Origin of the sequence: Paenibacillus ilasis (assembly GCF_043195395.1) — a bacterium.
Taxonomy (GTDB): domain Bacteria; phylum Bacillota; class Bacilli; order Paenibacillales; family Paenibacillaceae; genus Paenibacillus_AQ; species Paenibacillus_AQ lautus.
On sequence record NZ_JBHDJG010000001.1, the window covers coordinates 195,196 to 216,452 of the forward strand.

Here is a 21,257-nt window from a genome sequence, read left to right on the forward strand (position 1 = left end):
TTTTGTCAGGGTCACATATAGGGTGGTGGTTAACATGTCGGAGCAAGTGAAAGATATGGCGCTTGTGGAGCATTTGGGCGAGCTTCGCAAACGAATTATAATCGTGCTCGTGGTATTCGTAGCAGGACTGATCGGGGGGCTGTTTGTTGCGGACCCGATCTATCACTATTTGACGGCGGCCGAAGAAGCCAAGAACTTTGAACTGCATGCCTTCTCCTTCTGGGATGGTATCGGGATCTACATGAAAATCGCTGCCATTTTCTCACTCGTCATTTCCGTTCCGCTGATCTTCTATCAGTTGTGGGCGTTCGTTAAGCCGGGACTTCGCAAAGAAGAGCAGAAAGCGGCCATTCGTTATGTGCCTTATGCATTTCTTCTGTTCATCGTGGGGATTGCATTCGGATACTACATCGTGTTTCCGATGACACTGTCGTTCACGACGGCGATTACGCAGGGCATGGGGCTCCAGGAAACGTACGGAATTACAAATTATTTGAATTTTATGTTCAATCTCGTATTGCCGCTGGCTTTGCTGTTTGAGCTGCCGCTTGTGGTGATGTTCTTAACGAGAATTCGCATTCTGAACCCGCTGCGGCTTCGTAAGATGCGCAAAGTGGCTTATTTCGCTCTTGTATTCATTGCGGTTGTCATTACGCCGCCGGACTTCATATCCGATTTCCTGGTCACGATTCCGCTGCTGCTTCTCTACGAATTCAGCGTGTTCCTGTCTTCCGTGATCTACCGCAAGCAATTAGAGGCGGATATGGAACGGGACAACCGGTACGTACGGGTAGACGAAGAGGATTAACAGAGATTATAATCGTTTTGCAAAATAGGATCGCATGAGAATAAGAACAACCCGCATAACCTCACTCCACGGAGTATGGTTTGCGGGTTGTTTTTTTGTTCAAGGATCGAATGGGTAGAAATCAACTTCATCATTGCATCCGTTCTCGTTCTTCAAGGGAAACATTTCATAACGTCTTAACCTTCATCTTGAACATATCTCCCCAGAGCCAGCGCTGCGGTTTCTTGCATCCGGGCCTGCAGCGTGCTTCCTTCCACGACTTTCACCCGCAGTCCGAGAAAGCGAATACGGGAGAGCAGAAAGTCGCACTCATCCTCCAAATAACAGACCTTAATGCGGTAGGTGTCGGACTTTTCATCATAATGCACGGTTTTGTCAAAACAGGAGAAGGCGTATAGGATCCGTGACAATTCCGCATGGTATCGTCGATGGATTTCAATGAGGGCTTGCTTCTCCCGATTTTCTATCAGCTTCTGCAGCCGTTCCTTAATGCGGTCGATTCGAAAAGACGGGAGTGAAGTCCCTTGGATATATAGAATATGTTCGAGCTTCGTGTACATAAGCCCTCTACGGTTCTTGCTGTACCAGATCAGCATCCATTCCCGTTTGATCATGGAATACTCTAATTTGTACGGGAAGCCGGACTGATTGCTGCGCGTTTCTCCAAGCTTTGTGCGGTAGCTTAAGCGAAAGCCTTGATCCTGCATGATCATTCTTCGCAGTGTTCGAAGATGGGGATGGTATACGCTTCGTTCTTGTCCCTTGGCCTTCTCCAGGATAATCTCCTTCATCTCGGCACCGCTATGCTCCATGTGAAGGATTTGTTCGAGTCGCTTCAAGGTTTTAGGTGTAAAGGCGTTAGCTGCCTCAGGGTGCACCAGCATCATCTTGAGCCATCCCCGTTCTTGTGCCGTTATGGCAATCGAGTCGGTTTCCTCAAGTCGCGTCATAATCTGATAATTAAAAATTTTCTCGAACGGATTCTGGCTCATAATAAGCGGCAATCTCCTTCCATTCCTTGATGAACTCCAGGCGAAGGGAGCGGGGCTTGAGCACCTCGCAGCTGGAGCCAAAGCTCCGGAGCCAGGGCTTAATTTCACTAGTGCCGTTCACTTCGATTTCATATAGAAATGAAACGTCGGATTCCATGGTAATAGTCCCCCATTGTCCCTGTGTCTTGACTCGATTCAGGACGAAGTTCACTTTGCTGTCCTCCGGGTTATAGAATCTGGCCACGACCTTGGTGGGACTACCGGTATCGGTAACCCAGCTGTGTTCGAATTCGGCCAGTACTTCCTCCAATCGCTGTTGGAAGACTTCCTCTTCAACCGCTTCGCCTTCTTCGATCTGAGTCAATCCCTCCATGCGAAACTTCATGAGACCTTGCCTGCCGTTATGACCGATCAGATACCAACGGCCGTATTGATGGTCATAGATTACGCGCAGCGGCAGCACCGTTTCCCGAAGCCCTGTAGACTCCCTGTGGAACAGCGGATTCGTATTTTGGGAAGCATAGCGTGAAGTGCTTTTGGGCGATAAATATAGGAAACGTAGCTTTGCTCTTTTGGTGATGGCCTGAAAAATGGTGTGCAGATGCGCCTCATCCAATATGCGTGAAGGGTAATGATATTTATAAATATAGGCCGGGGCCGAGTGTGCAGTGATGTCACGATTGCGCAAGGCCCTTTTTAAGTTGTCTCGCAGCATATACCCCTGCACGGATGGGAGTTGCGTGTTCGACATGACGTCGACATAATCGTACAGATCAAGGAGCTCGTCATCCGACAATGAATCGATCAGATCACGGGCTCCCTTATACCGGTAAGGCCGTTCTGCACCTGTCTTCACGATGACTCCGACTTCCTCCAGGTATTTGAGATCCCCGCGTATGGTCTTCTCATCGGGGAGGGATTCCCCGTCAGGGAAGTGATCGCCGCATAGGTCGATCAGTTCTTTCGCGGTTAACTGCTGATGCTGCAGCTGGGTGAGGATCATGGACAGCCTTAAGCTTTCCGAGGCCTTAAGCGATTTGCCGCGGAACAGCAGCAGCAGGAGCGGATCCGCGGTTTCGTGGTAAGAATAGCGCAGTCCCTCGGACAAGGTGGCGCTTTGTTCGTCTGAGAGCTGCGGCTGAAGGGTTTCGATCATGTTTTTTAAATTTCTGAGCGTTTTATCATAGGTATGTACCGAAATACCAAGGCGATCGGCCAGTTGTTGCCGGTTGTATGCTCCTCCGGCCAGCGCCAGAATGCGAAGGAACTGGATTTCTTTATCGAAGCTTTCCCGAGCCATGGCGCCTCCCTCAAATCATATATTAGATCGTACGTGATCCTGTCTGTAACTATTGTAGCAAGGATATGGAACCGCATAAAGGAAGGATATTGTAACAACTTTTGTTATCGCCATACTTTCGCCCTGTTGAAATAGGAACGCTTGGAAGACAATAAGAATATCGGAAATCACACGGCACATACGTAAAGGAGAGATTTCGGATATGAATATAACGCAGGAAATGAAATCGACAATTCAGCAAGAACTTGATCTGATTGAGCGGGAGGAAGGGGTTCTTATCCTGTATGCCTGCGAGTCAGGCAGCAGGGCCTGGGGCTTCCCGTCGATGGACAGCGATTATGACGTAAGGTTTATCTACATCAGACCCGTGGACTGGTATTTATCCATATTCGACAAGCGAGATGTGATTGAGCGGCCGATCAGCGACAGGCTGGATATGAGCGGTTGGGATTTGAAAAAAGCACTGGGGCTTTTTCGTAAGTCGAATCCTCCCCTGCTCGAGTGGTTGGAGTCCCCCATCAAGTATAAGGAGACGCTTGGCATCGCCCAGCAAATCCGCAGCATATCACCGCTTGCCTTCTCGCCTAAATCTTGCATGCACCACTACCTGAACATGGCCAAGGGCAATTACCGGATGTATTTGCAAGGGGGAGACGTTAAGATCAAAAAGTATTTCTACGTACTGCGTCCGATTCTGGCATGCGACTGGATTCAGACCTATAACGAGATGCCTCCCATGGAATTCGAGCTGCTTACGGATCGCCTATTAGATCAGGGAAGTGCACTGAAACAGGAGATCAATCAATTGCTTCTTCGCAAACGTTCGGGTGAAGAGATGGATGTTGAACCGAAGCTTCCTATTATTAACGCATTCATCGAAGAGAAATTGAACGGATATGAGCTGCTGGTCAAGGATAAGAAGCATCAAGATATGGATCTGGATCAAAGGCTGGATGCTTTGTTTCGGAACGCACTGGTTGCAGCATGGGGTACAGGCGGACCGCAGTTATTCAAGGTTTGACGAAAGGGGAGGGTTAGTTGGTTTTCAGCCGTACAGTTGTACCTTACGAATCAGGCATATTTTGGCTGGCCATGGATACAATGGAGAAGGGGGTTTAGGGACAACCCCGATCAGAGTCCCAATTGCAAAAAAATGATCAAAAAATCATGCAAAGGACTTGAAATTTTAAGACAACTTGAGTATCATAAAATTGGTTGTTAGCACTGAGGGTTGTCGAGTGCTAATACATAAAGCTTTGAAAAAAGCATCACAACATATTTAAAGGAGGCTATTTTTTCATGATCAGACCTTTAGGTGAACGCGTATTGGTAGAACCGATCGAACAAGAAGAAACTACGGCATTCGGGATTGTACTTCCTGACTCTGCTAAAGAAAAGCCGCAAGAAGGTAAAGTTATTGCTGTAGGCAGTGGCTCCCTGAAAGACGGCGCACGTGTACCTTTGGAAGTTAAAGAAGGCGACCGCGTCATTTTCTCCAAATACGCTGGAACAGAAATCAAATACGAAGGTAAAGAATATTTGATTATGAAAGAAAGCGACATCCACGCGATCTTAGGCTAATGAACGCCTGAATATATCTTTGGTTCACTATTTCATAATCCACTAGGGAGGTATGTAATACCATGGCAAAAGACATTAAGTTCAGTGAAGACGCCCGTCGCGCAATGCTTCGCGGTGTAGACGCTTTGGCAAATGCAGTTAAAGTAACACTCGGACCGAAAGGCCGTAACGTGGTTCTTGAGAAGAAATTCGGAAGCCCGCTCATCACGAATGACGGTGTAACCATCGCTAAAGAAATCGAGCTGGAAGATGCATTCGAGAACATGGGTGCTCAGCTTGTTAAAGAAGTAGCTACCAAAACCAACGATGTTGCCGGTGACGGTACAACAACAGCAACGGTTCTGGCACAAGCTATGATCCGTGAAGGTCTGAAGAACGTAACAGCTGGCGCTAACCCAATGATCATCCGTAAGGGTATCGACAAAGCGGTTAAAGCAGCTGTGGCTGAGCTTCAAAACATCGCGAAAGAAGTTAAAAACCACCAGGAAATCGCTCAAGTCGCTTCCGTATCCGCAGCTGACGAAGAAGTAGGTCAACTGATTGCAGAAGCTATGGATAAAGTGGGCAAAGACGGCGTCATCACCGTTGAAGAATCCCGCGGCTTCTTGACAGAGCTGGAAGTTGTAGAAGGTATGCAATTCGACCGCGGCTACATCTCTCCATACATGATTACCGATACGGATAAGATGGAAGCTGTTCTTGAGAATCCATACATCCTGATCACTGATAAAAAAGTAACCAACACGCAAGAGATCCTGCCGATCCTTGAAAAAATCGTACAGCAAGGCAAACCGCTCGTTCTGATTGCGGAAGACATCGAAGGCGAAGCGCAAGCGATGCTGATCGTGAACAAACTGCGCGGTACGTTTAACGCTGTCGCTGTTAAAGCTCCTGGCTTCGGTGACCGTCGTAAAGCCATGCTGCAAGATATCGCTGCATTGACTGGCGGCCAAGTGATTACGGAAGAGCTCGGTCTCGACCTGAAAACAGCTTCCATCGATCAATTGGGTACTGCTCGTCAAGTGCGCGTAACCAAAGAGAACACCATCATCGTGGATGGTGCTGGCAACAAAGAAGACATCGAAGCTCGCGTGAAGCAAATCCGCAACCAATTGGAAGAGACCACTTCCGATTTCGACAAAGAAAAACTGCAAGAGCGTCTGGCTAAATTGGCTGGCGGCGTAGCGGTTATCAAAGTCGGCGCGGCTACGGAAACGGAATTGAAAGAACGCAAACTGCGCATCGAAGATGCCCTGAACGCAACCCGCGCTGCGGTTGAAGAAGGTATGGTATCCGGTGGTGGTACAGCGCTCGTTAACGTATACAACGCTGTTGCTGGTGTGCAAGTAGAAGGCGACGAGAAAACAGGCGTGAACATCGTTCTGCGCGCTCTGGAAGAGCCAATCCGCACGATTGCAGCAAACGCTGGTAAAGAAGGTTCTGTTATCGTTGAGCGTCTGAAAAAAGAAGAGATCGGTATCGGCTACAACGCCGCTACAGACACTTGGGTGAACATGTTCGAAGCAGGTATCGTTGACCCTGCGAAAGTAACGCGTTCCGCTCTTCAAAACGCAGCTTCCGTTGCGGCTATGTTCCTGACAACTGAAGCGGTTATCGCTGACAAGCCAGAACCAGAAAAACCAGCTATGCCTGACATGGGCGGCATGGGTGGAATGGGCGGCATGATGTAAGTAAGGCCCCAAAAGCCTGTCATATCAATGAAAAAGAGACCTCTCGGGGTCTCTTTTCTTGTATAAAGCCACAATGTATAGATGTATATATGAGGGGATGAATTATCTTGGGATAATAGAACCAAGACAGCGACAATTACTGAGAAGTGATTTACAAATATATGCCAACTTGACTATCCTTAAAAAAGAATAACTGAAGGCATCGGTAAGAAAATCCCTGCTGGCCTATCATATATCCATCTGACAATCGAGGAGCAGGAAGCTGGGGAGGTAACTATTTGGAGGGGTACCCAAGTACATTTCATTTATAGATAGCAAAAAGAAACTACTAGCTATGCCCAAGTAGTTTCTTTTCTACGTCTAGTCGTATTAATCGACTCACATGTTTTATTTCCTCGAATGGTACCCAGACTGGCCCATAAACACTCCGCATCTCTAAGCGATCTGTACAAGCATCAGGTATGCCTTGTAATACTGCGCCATCAATAAGGTATATCGTCACATTTTGCTTCTTCTGTATGGCTATTTTCAGTTCTTTATCCCACATTTGACTGATCACGCACCCATGACTAAAGTAATAATGTCAGTATATCAAAGGGGGGTAAAACTTACTATAATTTATTTGAACACGTGTACATGTCATACATGCTATCCTTCAGTTTACCGACAACGTCCTCCATCTCGCGTTCCTCTATCCGGGTAAACAACGCTTAAGGGTATAATCTGACTTTGAATCCGTTATGACTCGGTTCCAAGCGAAAAAGGCGGATAAGATCGCTGCATTAAATATCAAAGCAATAAAGTCATCATTCCAAGCACAAAAAATATCGATCCCAAGCAAATGGAAATTAATCCACCGAATTTCACTAAATCAATGTAAGTATCGCTTGGTTCAGAATCTCCTTTGACTTTCCATCCCTCATTCATTCTCCATCCGAATGTCGGATACTTTCTGGCAAGAATGCCAATGCCTATTAAGACGATAGCAAAAAGAAAAAGTGTGCCCCATGGCATAGCGTTACCTCCCTGCACCAGAGTCGATAGCCCCATTAGAATCAATATACCACCAAAAAATCCACCTATTGATGCACCAACCTGGGTTTTTAATAAATCATGATCATCCTGTTCGTAGTCGTCCGGTAATTTTTTCCCCCATCGAACCCAATCGGAATCCGGATTTTTGAAGTTATATCGGCAAAGTATAATGATAACGACTCCCAAAAAAATCCAAAACATGTAAATCAGCCCCTTGATGATACATACGCAGTGACAAAATGGAGGTTTCAGTAAAGAGAAGTGAACATGGAGAATGGGGAGTAAATGTTATGAGAGATAAAGGGAACTACAGAGAAAAAAAGTCCTGCTCTAATTGAGCAGGACTTTACCTTCGTTTCCTCGGTTCTTCGCTTTAATTAATGGCGCTCCGGGGTACGGCGTCTTAGACCAACAAGACCGGCTAAGCCGATTAATCCAAGCCAACCCCAGTCTGTGTCATTATCATTGTTTGCTGCGTTGGTGTTATAGCTTCTTGCGTTTACGTTGTTTGTGTTCATGTCGTTTGCATTCATGTTATTGTTTTCGGCGGAAACAGGGACAACCAGCATTAAAGCAATGCTCAACGCAGCAAGAAAAGACATACAGATTTTCTTCAAAGTTGTTGACCTCCTTTCAGTATTAAAATGTATGGGCAGGTACCGACATTATGGTGCCCATAATAAACCTTAATAATCCTTTTTTAGGACTTAAGAATAGTGACCGCCTAATCCTTGTCCGATACCCGGGCAATTCGTAAACCGAAAGGTTTACTTTTGCCTTCCGAATAGTGAAAGTGTCCTGATTTCTTATGTTTATCCATATATGGAAAACAGCCCCATTGCATCAGAGAATTATGAAGTTTGTTGGATACCAATTCCAGAGGATCGAATGAATAATAATAGGGAATTGAAAATATTGACAAATATCATTTGCTAATGGGGGTAGGATTGTGTCTAGAAAATATTCACGATTATGGATTGCGTGTTTTGCCGGATTGCTGCTGATGTTTGGGTTAATGCCCGGATTTAGCCACGCGGCTGCCGATTCGGTGCAGTCAACTGTCGAATGGTCCAGGGATTACGGGAGTAACTCCGCAGGGAATGAAGTGATCCCGACTTCTGATGGCGGCTATATAGCCGTTGGAGGTATCTTCGAGGCTGGAAAGTATCAAAAGGCTTACATTTTAAAGCTTGATGCAGAGGGCCAGGTTGAATGGGAACAGAAGCCTATGTATCCTACTACGAATAGTATGGCATACCGGGTCATTGAGACGAAGGACGGCGGATATCTCGTAGCCGGTAACACGAATTCAGAAGACGTACCGATTGTTGGTCAGCTGTATATAATCAGACTGGATTCATCGGGCAATGTATTATGGGAGAAGGTACAGGATGATACAATTCATAGTACCCCGACTGCAATTGTCGAAACGGAGGACGGCGATTTTTTTATAGCCGGGAGTGGGTCCGTAGGCTGGGTTGCCTATGAAAAAGCCTATATTTTAAAGATTGATAAAAACGGCAACACGTTGTGGTATAACACATACAATTACGCGGACAGCGTGGCGTTCAACGATATGATTCCGGCCAATGACGGAGGGTATATGGCCGTTGGCAGCGTAGGCCGGGCGGAATATGAATCGGGAGACCTGGATGCGATGCTGATGGTCAAAATCGATGATCAAGGCAAAGAGGTCTGGTCGAAACAATTCAAAGAGCAGGATAGCAGATGGTCTGCATTTTCCATGACGGCTTCGGAAGATGGTGGTTATGTCATTGGCAGTGGAAAAAGGGTCAACCGTAATCATGTGAACGTACTGACCAAGACGGACCTGAACGGACAGGTACAATGGGAAAAAACATATCGAGACGGGACGAATTCCGAATACTTCAAACGTCTTGTCCGCACCAAAGACGGCTATGCCATGCTGGGACAACATATTTCTCAAAACAGTCTGGATTACAAAAATCAATATGATGTGCTGAGCGTCGATGGGAACGGCGAGTTGATCAGTAGGGAATTATTTAAGGGCCCTCCCATCAACAACGTCGGAAGTGCAGCGGTAACTCCTGATGGCGGATTTATTTTTCCGGGAACCGTTAAGCGGGGGGACGTGACTAAGTTCCAGCTGATGAAGCTGTCGCCTTTAGTGAACATACCGCCTGACGAACGTACGCTGACGGGCATCTCGTTTACGGAAAAGGATAAGCAATTGAAAGCAGGTACAAACGTCTCCACCGTGCTTCAAGCGGTTTATTCCGACGGCACAAAGAGCGATTTGTCCAGCACCGCTGATTATGTGTCGGCGGACAGCGCCATCGTGGAAATCGACGCCTTGGGCCGGATTACGGGGCATGAGCCGGGGAGCACCTATGTCGAAGCAACATATGAAGGTTTCGCGGCCAGATTGAACGTTACCGTGTTCCCGGAAGACACGGACGAATTCGATCCTGTCTCTGGCTATATCAAACTCGATTCTTACGAGTATTCGCTTGCGGAAGGCACGATGCTTGACTTGAGGGTCATATTGCGTAACTATATCAACCAAAACGAAATCGACATCACAAGGCAAACCACATTCACCAGTGATCATCCGGATATAGCCGAGGTGGATGAGGAAGGAAACCTGATCGGACATAAGCGGGGAATAACCAAGATCTATGCACAATATAAGGGAAGCATCATTTCGGCCAACGTGCTGGTGGTTCGTGCATCTGTGCCTAAAGAGGATTTGCAGCCAGACTCGGACGAGTCGGCAAAAGGTGCAATTGTAGAACTTTCACCCTTCATTTTACCGGATTAACTTCAAATCCATTTCTAAATGGACCGAGCCGCTGTCTCGCGGATCGGTTATCGTTTTGCGAGCGATGAGAGTCCCTTCTTCATTATAACCCTCAATATCAAAAGGTATGGAAGCTGGCGACGGCACAAACACGAACCAGATCATTCTTCCAGGTTCAGCTGAAGTCAGTTTAGCGTTAAAACTACCTTCGCCCCTGATCTTGACTTTTACTTTTTTTATCGAGGGGTCCAGGATATCCCCGAACACCATGGGAAAAGGGGTAGAGATATGGTCTAATTCAGGAAGGCCCATGTAATTTAACGCCGTTACGGATTGTGAAGATTCGCCGATTCCATAACCGCCGCCCCAAACCCATTTCCAACCGATCCATGTTTTTCGTACATATTCTACCTGCAAATGATGGCTTCCCGCTTGGTAAGGCCGTTTCATAAATAACAGAGTACCTCCTCTCACGGGTTCTCGGTGAATGACATACATGGACGATGGGCCTCTAAACTGTTCAACCGCGTTATCCGGGGTCTTCCCGAGGGGGATATGAAGGATACTGTTAAGCTCCAGCGCTCGTGACATGCGTCGATCGGATAGTCCACCTGGGCGTTCCATCACATAGATTATGGCGTAGAAGAGAACGGCTGAAAGTAACATCAGTATGGCAGTCATCCCGATGATTCGTTTGCGTTGGACTTGCATAATTCTGTTCCACCACCAAAAAGTTTATATGATAATTCCATTAAAATCGAACGTCGACTCCAACAATATACCATAATTTAGGTTCCGCTTGCCTGTGTATGAGGAAAACAGACGATAAAAGATCAGTTTATGTTATGGTATGAAATGTCCGTGTACTTAACTCCAACAGGGAAACTCCCGTTTTATGTCGAAGTTTGAAATGGGGGTGCTTACATGCTTAAAAACATTGAAGGTAGAGCTCTTTAGCGATTCCCATCTGGACGATTTGCAGGATCAGGTAAATGAATTCCAGTATCATATTCATCCTGATGATGTGAAGGATAAGCCGCACCGATGTGTGACCACAGTGATCAATGGGGTACTCACCACTTTTTATGTCCCTCTAATGAAGCTTTAAGGTTTCATTAAGCTACATATCTTATGATGGAATCACCTCTTAACAATAGATTAGGAGCCCCTCTAATTCCGTGGTTAGAGGGGCTTCTCTTGTTTACATACCTTTTTTGGCCGCGCGTGGTTTGATTGTTGCTATTTTTTTGGGCTATGATAGACTAGTATTTTTTATAAGCCATATCAATGTTGTAAAGAGAGTAGGAGAGTAATGGAAGATTTCATCTTGTGGTTGAAGTACCTGCTGCTGGGGATTGTGCAAGGGGTGACGGAGCCGATTCCGGTATCCTCCAGCGGTCATTTGATTGTCGCCCAGAGACTTATGGGCATGGAGCAGAATGGGCTGTCGTTCGAAATGCTGACTAATGCGGCCTCATTGATTGCGATTGCGTTTATCTATCGCAAGGATTTGCAGAGATTGATCGTGAACGGCCTAAGTTATTTACGCACACGAAAACCGGAGTATAAGTCCGACTTCATGTTCATTCTGTATATTATTGTAGGTACTATTCCGGCCGTCATTATTGGTCTGTTGTTTAAAGATCAGATTGAAGAAATATTCGCTTCCGTACGTACGGTTGGCATTGCGCTGCTGTTTACGGGGGTCGCCCTTTGGCTGATTCGGAACCTTCGCGGCCGCAAGCTGGACAATGACCTGTCATTCAAGGACGCAATTATCGTAGGTTTGGCCCAGGCGGTTGCGCTGATCCCGGGTATCAGCCGATCCGGTTCGACCGTCATTACGTCAATCGCTGTGGGGATGAAGCAGGAGACGGCGCTTCGGTTTTCCTTTATGCTGTACATCCCGATAAGCCTCGGAGGCATGGTGCTGGGCGTGTCGGATATCGCATCGGATCCCGATTTTTCATCGCTGTTCATTCCCTATCTGATCGCATTTATCGCAACACTGATCTGTACCTATTTTGCGATGAAATGGTTCATGAATATCATGGCGCGCGGGAATCTGAAATATTTCGCTTATTATTGCTTTATTGTTGGCATATTGCTGCTTATCTTCTTATAAGAATGGAGGAAGCTTCTCGTAGGTTTGTTAAACTTGCGGGGAGCTTCTTTTCGTTACAGTGAAAAGCGGAAAAGAATGTTATAACAGAGGTATAAGAGGTAGTTAATAGGAGGGTGATTATGATGACAAAAAGTCCTTTTCAGTCCGTCATTACATCGGAGGAGGAGCTTCGCGACCTGTTCGGCGAGTCCAATCACGTGGTCAAACATAAAGCGATTGATCGATTGGATCATCATTGTAAAGACTTCATTTCCAAGAGTTCGTTGCTATTTATGGCTACTTCGGACGCATCCGGTTACTGCGATGTTTCGCCCAGGGGAGATGCGGCGGGCTTTGTGCATGTGATGGATGAATCCTGTTTGGTCATTCCGGAACGGCCGGGCAATCGACGGTTTGATTCGCTGCGGAATATCTTGTCCAACCCGAAAGTCGGCCTCGTGTTTGTCATACCGGGTTTGAAAGAGACCTTGCGTGTCAACGGCAGCGCCGTCTTGGTTAGGGACGAAGACATTTTGGATCAGCTCAGCGTACAGGGCAAACGGCCATGGCTTGGCATCGGGGTACGGGTCGAAGAATGCTACATCCACTGCGCAAAAGCTTTCATGCGTTCGCAAGCATGGAATCCCGATTCATGGATACCAAGCGAACAGCTGCCGAATCCGTCCAAGATCATAGCGGATCATGTGAATCAGGATAGCGTGACGGAGGAGTCCGTTACCCGAGGAATGCAGGACAGTTACACTAAACGTCTCTATTGATATTCATTTATAATAGGTTTAGCGATATAAGGAAACGATGATACATGACGGTCAGATTGAAGATAAGGGGACCAATAGCTTTGATAACGACCAGAGAACAAATTTTAGACCGATTACATAAAGGAATACAGACGCAGGAGCGATTGATTGGCGTTGCGGCAGGGGCAGGAATCTCGGCAAAATATGCGGTTAGGGGCGGTGCCGATCTGATACTGGCCCTGAATTCGGGCCGATTTCGGCAGATGGGGCTCGGCTCCTTGGCGGGTTTCATGCCCTATGCGAACTGCAATGAAATGGTGATGGAATTCGGCTCGCGGGAGATTCTGTCGGTGGTCCGTGACATACCGGTAATCTTCGGCATATGCGGGACAGATCCAACCATTCAGCTTCCCGATTACTTGGCAATCATCCGCGGCAGCGGTTTTGCCGGCATTATCAACTATCCGACCGTGGGACTGATTGATGGACAGTTCCGTGAAGCCTTGGAGGAAGAGGGCATCACCTATCTGCAGGAGGTGGAGGCCGTCCGGGCCGCTCATGAGCAAGATATGTTTACGATGGCTTTTGTTTTTACTCCGGAGCAGACGAAGTGGATGCTGGATGCGGGAGCCGATATCATCTGCGCCCATTTGGGCGTCACGGCAGGTGGGTTGATGGGAACCACGAAAGCATGGTCGCTGGAGAAGGGGGCGGAAATCGCAAGAGACATATTTGAAGTATGTGACGACTCGGGCAGGCGGCCGATCAAGCTGGTGTATGGCGGTCCGGTCCATACGCCGATCGATGTTCAGTATATGTATGACAACACGTCAGCCATGGGCTACGTGGGTGGCTCGAGCTTTGAACGAACGCCGACGGAAGAAGCCATTGTGGATGCAACGTTTCGTTTTAAGGCAACGGGCCATCTGGAGCAGGATCGGCAGCTGATGGAGAAGCTGACGCGGCTCGAAGAGCCGATGGATTATGTTGCTTTTGTAAGGGAGTATGTTGCCGAGAATTACGCGGGCCCGATTTCAATGACCGAGCTGGCAGAGCGAATTCATGTTTCACGAACGCATCTGAGCGCACTTTTTAACAGGGAAGTGGGATGCAGCTTTCCGGAATATATAGCCAAATACAGGATTCACAAAGCGCAGGAAATCATGAAGCGCAGCAAGCTGTCTCTGGGCAGAATAGCGGAGCTGGTAGGCTACCCTGACTATGTTCATTTCAGCAAAACCTTCAAAAAATACGCGGGAACTTCCCCCCAATCCTATCGTCAGCATATGAAAGACAAATATACATAAAGATCGTACATCGATACGATCCTTTTTATTTGAAAGCGCTGTATTATGGTCTTGTAGGGATCCTATGCCGGACCTGTCAGGACGGGTGCAAGCGATCCTGAGATGAGATTTGGAGGAGGTCTGCACGGTGAAGACGGTAGCTATTGCGGGGACATTTGATTCGAAGGGTGCCGAGTTTTCATACGTTAAATCCGTTATCGAGGGCTTGGGATTAAAGACGTTTACGATTCATAGCGGTGTGTTCGAGCCGATGTTCACGCCGGATGTATCCAACATCGAGGTTGCAGCGGCAGCTGGTGTGGATATACGCGAGATCGCGGCTCGGAAGGACCGTTCCGCAGGGACTGAGGTATTGGCTCAAGGAATGGAAAAAATCGTACCAAAGCTGTATGCAGAGGGCAAATTCGACGCCATGCTGTCATTCGGAGGTACTGGAGGTACTTCGATCGTCACAGCCGGCATGAGGGCATTGCCGATCGGCGTTCCGAAACTGATGGTGTCCACGGTCGCATCCGGCAATACGGCTCCTTATGTGGGGACAAGTGATATCATCATGTTCCCGTCCATCGTGGATGTATCCGGACTGAACTCGTTTTCAACCAAAATATTTACGAACGCGGCGCATGCGATTGCCGGTATGGTTCAGTTCGAATCGGCGCCCCCGATGGATAAGAAGCCGCTGGTTGCAGCAACGATGTTTGGGGTCACGACCCCTTGCATCGATTATGCCAGGGCGCATCTGGAGTCGCACGGGTACGAAGTGCTTGTATTTCACGCAACAGGTACGGGCGGGCAAACGATGGAAAGCCTCATTGAGGCCGGATATATAGACGGTGTGCTGGATTTGACGACAACGGAATGGTGCGATGAGCTGGTGGGCGGCGTTTTGGCAGCTGGTCCGCATCGGCTGGAAGCAGCCGGTCGCTGCAAGGTGCCGCAGGTCGTATCTACGGGAGCGCTGGATATGGTCAACTTTGGCCCTTATGATACCGTGCCGGAGGCTTTTCGGGAACGGAATCTGTACAAGCATAACCCCTCGGTTACGCTGATGAGGACCACGGTGGAGGAGAACCGGCAGCTTGGCGAGAAGATGGCAGAGAAGCTGAATGGTTCGCAAGGTCCTACGGTGCTTATGCTCCCATTGAAGGGCGTATCGATGCTCGATGTAGAAGGTGAAGCATTCCATGGACCGGAAGAGGATGAGAAGCTGTTTGATACGTTAAGACAACGCATAGACCGTAAAACCGTTGAGTTGATCGAAATGAATACGGACATTAATGATCAAGCCTTTGCCGTGGCTGCGGCCGATAAGCTGATGGAACTGATGAAACAGCAGTGAGTTTGGCACAGGCAACACAATTAAGCATCACACTGAAGGAGGAAAAGATCATGGCAATGACAACAAGAGCGGAAGTGTTGGCGAAATTAAAATCGGAGGTAGCAGCCGGTAAAGTACTATTGGGCGCGGGAGCAGGAACGGGCATATCGGCCAAGAGCGCCGAAGCCGGTGGCGTAGATCTGATCATTATATACAATTCGGGCCGTTACCGGATGGCTGGGCGCGGCTCGCTCGCCGGATTGATGGCGTACGGAGATGCGAACCAGATTGTGGTGGATATGGGGAATGAGGTACTGCCGGTCGTGAAGCATACGCCGGTGTTGGCAGGTGTTTGCGGCACGGATCCGTTCCGGATCATGGATATTTTTCTGAAGCAGCTGAAGGAGCAAGGCTTTGCGGGTGTGCAGAACTTTCCGACGGTGGGCTTGATTGACGGCGTATTCCGGGCGAATCTGGAAGAGACGGGGATGGGTTATGATCTTGAGGTCGAGATGATCCGGAAGGCGCATGAGTTGGATTTGGTGACAACGCCGTATGTGTTTGACGTCGATCAGGCGAAGAAGATGGCCGAAGCCGGAGCCGATGTCCTGGTTGCTCATATGGGTCTTACCACGAAAGGCACCATAGGTGCGAAAACCGCATTGACACTTGATGATTGCGTTGAAAAGATTCAGGCAATCTGTGATGCCGGTAAAGCCGTCAACCCGGACATTATGATACTGTGCCATGGCGGTCCCATTGCCGAACCTGAGGATGCGGCATATGTATTGTCCAGAACCAAGGGCGTGGAAGGATTCTTCGGAGCATCCAGCATCGAACGATTTGCCACGGAGGTTGGCATTAAGCAGCAAACAGAGGCATTTAAGAATATCTCGAAATAAATCGATAAGATAAAGAGTGATCGGAATCATCTGGAATGATAAAGACTCCCTTCAAGGGAGTCTTTTTGGTGTACAGTGGCTAGATCATCGGGCTGATCGGTCTAACTCGCATATGGATCAGAAAACAACGCGTTAACAACCTCTCTAGCATCCGGCGACTTACCCGCGGTTTCACTTAATCATCATCCTTGTGCTTGCTCTTGGATGCAGCTACAGCAAAGGCGATAATGATAAGCGGAATGAAGATAAACCAAGGGAGCGTAATCGTCGTCCCCAATAGTACGGCAAGCAGTAACAATCCAACCATGCCAATAATAATGTACAGGCAGCCTCTGCCAAACGTCTCCATTATCCATCAGCTCCTTTTGACAAGGATAACGTAATGGACAAGGTCCAAGTTTCGCGAATCATGATAAAAAGGCAGAAGCCTTGCCCTTGCCATCACGCCCTTACGGTCACGCTGACAATGAATGAAGGTTTCCACCCAACCTCAGTGTAAAGTATGAAAAGCATACCAGATCAAGTCTCTTTTTATCGTTGTTCATCTTTAGCGTTCATCTTATAATTCTTCAGTGCGCTGAGATTAGCCCTGGAATTTCCAAGGGGCGGTTTTTTGTCGCCAGGCTGCTCAGGAAGACGGTGCAGTACTTCCCGGAGCAGGGCATTATTTTCCCACACGATTTCATGGATTTCACCTACCGTATAGAACAGCGCGCCTGAGATAGCGCCGCTAATCAGCCAAGCGATACCGGTTAACCAATTGCCTTCCATTATGATATGAACGATGACTCCTCCGATAAAACCGCCGATGAGCCATATAACGCCAAGTATCTTGAACAGTTTAGACATGCCGATACCTCCGTAGGGATGATAGATTAATCGTACCAAAAAAAAGGATGACATAGGTATTGCGTACACGCTGACATTAGCCTTCTGCTGCCGGGTTGCCTCCCTTTGAATAGGGAAAGCATTCATGATAGTATCAGGAAGGAACCAGTGGATGAAGGGGGCTTGATGGATTGTGGCTAATATTAAAGAGATTGCCAAGCTTGCAGGCGTGTCGGTATCGACGGTATCCCGGGTACTGAATAACCACCCTTATGTCAGAGAAGATAAGCGGACACGCGTGTTGGATACCATGAAACAGCTGAAATACGCCCGGAATATGAATGCAGTTCATCTGATTACAGGTAAAACAATGAATATTGCCATCATGCTGCCGTTTATTAATCATGCCTACTTCTCCTTGCTGATGGAGGGAGCCGGCCAAGAAGCGCTTGCCGCTAGCTATCGCCTGGTCCTGTGCCAAACCGGTTATGTGCCGGATAAGGAAGTGGAAGTGCTGGAGATGCTGCGTAACCGGGAGATTGACGGCATCATTATTTTATCGTCGGCCGTGACTCCGAAACAGATCGAAGCCTATTGCGCTTATGGACCGATTGTATGCTGTCAGGATGCGGGCGAACGATTATTTTCTTCCATATATATAAACCATGCGGAGGCATTTCGCAGTGCCATGCAATATTTGATAGAGCGGGGACATCGACGCATCGGCTTCACGGTGGGAAGACTGGACAGTCCGAGCACGAGAGCACGCCAAGTGGCATATGAAGAAGTGCTTAAGGAGATTGGAGAGCCTTACCGCCAGGAATGGATTTTGGATGGTTGTATCGATCTGGAAGACGGTGCGGCGATTATGGATCGGCTGTCTGCTATGGAGGAACGCCCAAGCAGTTTATTGGTAACGGGTGACCATGTGGCCGCCGGTTTGATCTATGAAGCCGAGAAGAGAGGACTCTCCATTCCGCAAGAGCTCGCGGTCATCGGTTTCGATAACCAGCCGATCGGCAAAATGCTGGGTCTCACCACGATTGATAACCGACTGTTTGATATGGGTTCCGAGGCCTTCAAGATGTTGTATGCGCATATTCAAGGGGAGCAGAAAGAGCCGATTCGCAAGGAGCTTGCCTTCAAGCTGATCGAACGCTCATCGGTATAATGGCTGCATAGCCAAGTTCTAACAAACGGATTACAAAGTTCGACAATTATGATATTCTTATTTAAACAAGTTCCATGTTTCACAACGTTAACGTCTGTAGCTGTCTGCAGGCGTTCTATTCTGTATTATAGAAAGGAGCATAACCAAAGTGGATGCCCTTGAACAGTTTAAAAAAGCTTCCCGAATCAAAGTGATTCCCGTTATGCTGATTCCGGTTGCTTTGGGAGCACTCGGGGCTTATGTATGGACAGGTGAATTTCATATAGGCCTTTTTTTATTGACCTTGATCGGGAGCGGCGCTGCCCATCTGTTCTCCAATATGGTGAACGATTTGTGGGATTATAAGAATGGAACGGATACGGAAGCACAGGAGCATGTGGATGCGATCTCCACGAACTCCGGTTTTCTGACGAAGGGCGTCTGGTCGCTCCGTAAATTCGAGATCGTTACCTGGACGCTGTTCGGGATTGCTGCGCTGAGCGGAATTATCCTTAGTTTGATCAGTGGCTGGTGGGCTTTCGTCTTCGGCGGACTTGGCGGGTTGATCGCTTATTTCTATGTCGCACCGCCGATTCAATTCGGATATCGCGGCAAAGGTTTCAGCGAGATTGCGATTTTGCTATCCTTTGGTATTTTGCCGGTGATGGGCGCATACTACGTTCAAACCTCACATATGGATGTCCGGGCGCTGCTGCTGTCACTGCCTATCGGGCTTCTGACAACGCTGATTTTGTTCAATCATCACTTTTTGCATTGGCAGGCAGACCGTCAGGCCGGGAAGAAGACCTTGGTTGTGGTATGGGGTGAAAAAAGAGCGCTGAGCTTCTCGCGGGTCCTGCTGCTGTTGGCCTGCTTATCCTTGATAGCCTGCGTGTTGGCCGGGGCGCTCCCGCCTTACGCATTGATTGCACTGCTTACGATTATTCCGTTGTATCTTGTCTATGGAAGACTGAAGGACAGCAATCGTTCCGAAGCGTATTTACCGCTGATGGGTGCGTCAACGATGACCACTATGCGCTGCGGCGGCGTGCTGATCCTATCATTGATTATCCAGGGAATCATTCAGACTTTGTAAGGAAGAAGGGGAATTAGATGGAACAACAACGCGTTTTTGGTGATTTTCACTCTATCCTGTCCGAGAGCGGGACTTGGAAGATCGGCGGTTTCCCGCTGCCGGACGGTTCATTCTGGGAATATCGCGAGCCGAATGCGGTCGTAATCGTCCGCAACGGCATCCTGTACGTGCGCGCGCCGCTCACCCGCCAGAATGATCAAATCCAAATTCTTGATAATGCCAAGCATATGTACTACTCCAATGAAGAGGTGGAAGTGCCGGAATCCGGCGAGGTGACCTTCGAGCTTCAAATTCGGGCACGCACCCAAGGTACGGTTCCCGGCGATCTGTATGACGGCTACGTATCTTTGAACCTGCTGGATTTCAGTACGGGCGCAGCACTGGACTTTTTTGCTTCGAATGACAAATACGCCAGCGTGTATGCCGTCCTGCCGTTTCCGGGCGTGCAGGTGCCGGAATCGGACAAGACTCGTTACTTCTGCATTTTCAAAGAGGAAGATACACACTTCACACCGCGGGAATTCAACACGTACAAAATCACGTATAACCGTGCTGATGACGAAGCCATCTTCTATGTGAACGGTGAAGAGATCCGCCGGGAGAAGAACATCCCGATCAAGTTCAACAAATTCACCATCGCCTTGGGCATCATGACCGAAAAAGACCTTACGCCGCAGGGCAGCGTATCCGTGCATGGACAAACCGTGATTGCCGAATACTCTCCCGTGACGGTTACGATAAAAGAGTAGTGTTTATATAGTAGAAAAAAGATCATGCTCATAGATGTGGGCATGATCTTTTTTTCGTGTAAGTGGCTCGGCTGCGCTTTAGAGGGCCTGCGGCGCGTTATTTGTCAGAGATGATAGGAGAGCTGCAACACGAGACGAAGAAGCCAAGCCGGCAAGCCTGTGAGTCCCAAAGGGATTCACAGCTTGTCCGGCAATCCGGGTGGAGGAGAGGAGGCCGACAGGGATGATTAAGAGGGGCTGTTCTGGGCACCAACAGCCCCTCAATTTGAGCTGGCAAGCCTGTGAGTTCCAAGGGGACTTTACAGCTTGTGCGGCCATAGGCCAGCACGCTGACCGTGTCGAACGGGTCAGCTAAGCCTCTCCCCCGCCCAGCCCCCAAAAATCCATCCCAGACGAAAGGGATGGCATTCTTTTCGTGGGTGGAAAGATTGGAGGCCGAGCCCAAGAAAAGAGGATGTATCGGTGGAGGAGACCTGGCGTTCGCCTTTGAAACCGGGAAAATACCGCAAAAATATCATCCTGTTTTCCTGGTTTCAACAGCGACCGGAGCGGATACATCCTCCCTAGAACAGAGGCCGACAATCTTGATTAAGCGGGACGGCACCGGGGCACCAGCTGTCCCTCCAAGCCGGGAAGCCCGTGAGACCAAAAGGGGATTCACAGCATGCCCGGCCATAAATCTGGCTAGCTGACCATGTTGAACGGGTCAGCTTAGCCCCTCCCCGTCCAGCCCCCGAAAAGCCATCCCTGAGAAGAGGGATGGCTCTCTTTGTGGGAAAGATTGGAGGCCGAACCCCAGAAAAAAAAGAGGATGTATCGGTGGAGGAGACCTGGCGTTCGCCTTTGAAACCGGGAA

At 48.4% G+C, this 21,257-nt stretch carries 20 protein-coding genes; 13 read left to right on the plus strand and 7 right to left on the minus strand.

Annotated features, from left to right (window positions below; translation table 11 throughout):
- The first annotated feature begins 34 nt into the window (after window positions 1–34).
- On the plus strand, window positions 35–808 hold the full coding sequence (gene tatC, locus ACETK5_RS01100; RefSeq protein WP_100539118.1) for a twin-arginine translocase subunit TatC: 774 nt from the start codon (window positions 35–37) through the stop codon (window positions 806–808).
- Between the two features lie 176 nt (window positions 809–984).
- Here the strand turns inward: tatC and ACETK5_RS01105 are convergent, their stop codons facing one another.
- Window positions 985–1,800, minus strand: coding sequence for a WYL domain-containing protein (locus tag ACETK5_RS01105; RefSeq protein WP_100539117.1), 816 nt, complete (start codon window positions 1,798–1,800; stop codon window positions 985–987).
- A complete protein-coding gene (locus ACETK5_RS01110; RefSeq protein WP_394054140.1) occupies window positions 1,769–3,100 on the minus strand; it encodes a helix-turn-helix transcriptional regulator in 1,332 nt (443 codons plus the stop codon). The genes ACETK5_RS01105 and ACETK5_RS01110 overlap by 32 nt, the downstream gene beginning before the upstream one ends.
- 202 nt (window positions 3,101–3,302) lie before the next feature.
- Here ACETK5_RS01110 and ACETK5_RS01115 point away from each other — a divergent pair, with 202 nt between their 5' ends.
- The 3 genes from ACETK5_RS01115 (at window position 3,303) to groL (ending at window position 6,372) form a co-directional block, all read left to right on the plus strand.
- Window positions 3,303–4,121: a nucleotidyltransferase domain-containing protein gene (locus tag ACETK5_RS01115; protein ID WP_394054141.1), complete on the plus strand. Its 819-nt coding sequence runs from the start codon at window positions 3,303–3,305 to the stop codon at window positions 4,119–4,121.
- A 278-nt stretch (window positions 4,122–4,399) separates the two neighbouring features.
- Complete coding sequence (gene groES / locus ACETK5_RS01120) at window positions 4,400–4,681, plus strand: co-chaperone GroES (protein ID WP_006212454.1); 282 nt, start codon at window positions 4,400–4,402, stop codon at window positions 4,679–4,681.
- A gap of 62 nt (window positions 4,682–4,743) precedes the next feature.
- Window positions 4,744–6,372, plus strand: a complete 1,629-nt coding sequence (groL, locus tag ACETK5_RS01125; RefSeq protein WP_100539115.1) for a chaperonin GroEL — start codon at window positions 4,744–4,746, stop codon at window positions 6,370–6,372.
- A 789-nt stretch (window positions 6,373–7,161) separates the two neighbouring features.
- Here groL and ACETK5_RS01130 read toward each other — a convergent pair.
- Together ACETK5_RS01130 and ACETK5_RS01135 are read right to left on the minus strand one after the other, a co-directional pair.
- Window positions 7,162–7,608 carry a DUF6199 family natural product biosynthesis protein gene (locus ACETK5_RS01130; protein ID WP_394054142.1) on the minus strand — a complete coding sequence of 149 codons (447 nt, stop codon included), beginning with the start codon at window positions 7,606–7,608 and terminating at the stop codon, window positions 7,162–7,164.
- A gap of 176 nt (window positions 7,609–7,784) precedes the next feature.
- Window positions 7,785–8,024, minus strand: a complete 240-nt coding sequence (locus tag ACETK5_RS01135) for a WGxxGxxG family protein (RefSeq protein WP_326096084.1) — start codon at window positions 8,022–8,024, stop codon at window positions 7,785–7,787.
- A 332-nt stretch (window positions 8,025–8,356) separates the two neighbouring features.
- On the opposite strand from ACETK5_RS01135, the gene ACETK5_RS01140 reads away from it, so the two are divergent.
- Window positions 8,357–10,210, plus strand: a complete 1,854-nt coding sequence (locus tag ACETK5_RS01140) for a hypothetical protein (RefSeq protein ID WP_394054143.1) — start codon at window positions 8,357–8,359, stop codon at window positions 10,208–10,210.
- On the opposite strand, the gene ACETK5_RS01145 is transcribed toward ACETK5_RS01140, so the two are convergent.
- Window positions 10,199–10,639, minus strand: a complete 441-nt coding sequence (locus tag ACETK5_RS01145) for a hypothetical protein (protein WP_394054144.1) — start codon at window positions 10,637–10,639, stop codon at window positions 10,199–10,201. The two genes, ACETK5_RS01140 and ACETK5_RS01145, sit on opposite strands and share 12 nt — an antisense overlap.
- A gap of 862 nt (window positions 10,640–11,501) precedes the next feature.
- On the opposite strand from ACETK5_RS01145, the gene ACETK5_RS01150 reads away from it, so the two are divergent.
- The 5 genes from ACETK5_RS01150 (at window position 11,502) to ACETK5_RS01170 (ending at window position 16,578) form a co-directional block, all read left to right on the plus strand.
- Window positions 11,502–12,314, plus strand: coding sequence for an undecaprenyl-diphosphate phosphatase (locus ACETK5_RS01150; protein ID WP_394054145.1), 813 nt, complete (start codon window positions 11,502–11,504; stop codon window positions 12,312–12,314).
- A 122-nt stretch (window positions 12,315–12,436) separates the two neighbouring features.
- Complete coding sequence (locus ACETK5_RS01155) at window positions 12,437–13,072, plus strand: pyridoxamine 5'-phosphate oxidase family protein (protein WP_326114219.1); 636 nt, start codon at window positions 12,437–12,439, stop codon at window positions 13,070–13,072.
- Window positions 13,073–13,116: 44 nt separating this feature from the next.
- Entirely contained in the window at window positions 13,117–14,358 is a 1,242-nt protein-coding gene (locus ACETK5_RS01160) for a phosphoenolpyruvate hydrolase family protein (protein ID WP_394054146.1), read from the plus strand.
- 127 nt (window positions 14,359–14,485) lie between these two features.
- Window positions 14,486–15,697 (plus strand): Tm-1-like ATP-binding domain-containing protein, encoded by a 1,212-nt coding sequence (locus ACETK5_RS01165; RefSeq protein WP_100539100.1) that lies wholly within the window; start codon window positions 14,486–14,488, stop codon window positions 15,695–15,697.
- Between the two features lie 50 nt (window positions 15,698–15,747).
- Window positions 15,748–16,578: a phosphoenolpyruvate hydrolase family protein gene (locus ACETK5_RS01170; RefSeq protein ID WP_100539099.1), complete on the plus strand. Its 831-nt coding sequence runs from the start codon at window positions 15,748–15,750 to the stop codon at window positions 16,576–16,578.
- Between the two features lie 175 nt (window positions 16,579–16,753).
- Here the strand turns inward: ACETK5_RS01170 and ACETK5_RS01175 are convergent, their stop codons facing one another.
- Both ACETK5_RS01175 and ACETK5_RS01180 read right to left on the minus strand, forming a co-directional pair.
- Window positions 16,754–16,927 (minus strand): hypothetical protein, encoded by a 174-nt coding sequence (locus tag ACETK5_RS01175; protein ID WP_165789689.1) that lies wholly within the window; start codon window positions 16,925–16,927, stop codon window positions 16,754–16,756.
- A gap of 182 nt (window positions 16,928–17,109) precedes the next feature.
- Window positions 17,110–17,427, minus strand: coding sequence for a hypothetical protein (locus ACETK5_RS01180; protein ID WP_394054147.1), 318 nt, complete (start codon window positions 17,425–17,427; stop codon window positions 17,110–17,112).
- 172 nt (window positions 17,428–17,599) lie between these two features.
- On the opposite strand from ACETK5_RS01180, the gene ACETK5_RS01185 reads away from it, so the two are divergent.
- From ACETK5_RS01185 to ACETK5_RS01195, 3 genes are all read left to right on the plus strand, one after another.
- Window positions 17,600–18,577, plus strand: a complete 978-nt coding sequence (locus ACETK5_RS01185) for a LacI family DNA-binding transcriptional regulator (protein WP_394054148.1) — start codon at window positions 17,600–17,602, stop codon at window positions 18,575–18,577.
- Between the two features lie 148 nt (window positions 18,578–18,725).
- Window positions 18,726–19,652 carry a prenyltransferase gene (locus tag ACETK5_RS01190; RefSeq protein ID WP_100539096.1) on the plus strand — a complete coding sequence of 309 codons (927 nt, stop codon included), beginning with the start codon at window positions 18,726–18,728 and terminating at the stop codon, window positions 19,650–19,652.
- 17 nt (window positions 19,653–19,669) lie between these two features.
- Window positions 19,670–20,401 carry a DUF6081 family protein gene (locus ACETK5_RS01195; RefSeq protein WP_100539095.1) on the plus strand — a complete coding sequence of 244 codons (732 nt, stop codon included), beginning with the start codon at window positions 19,670–19,672 and terminating at the stop codon, window positions 20,399–20,401.
- Window positions 20,402–21,257: the final 856 nt, after the last annotated feature.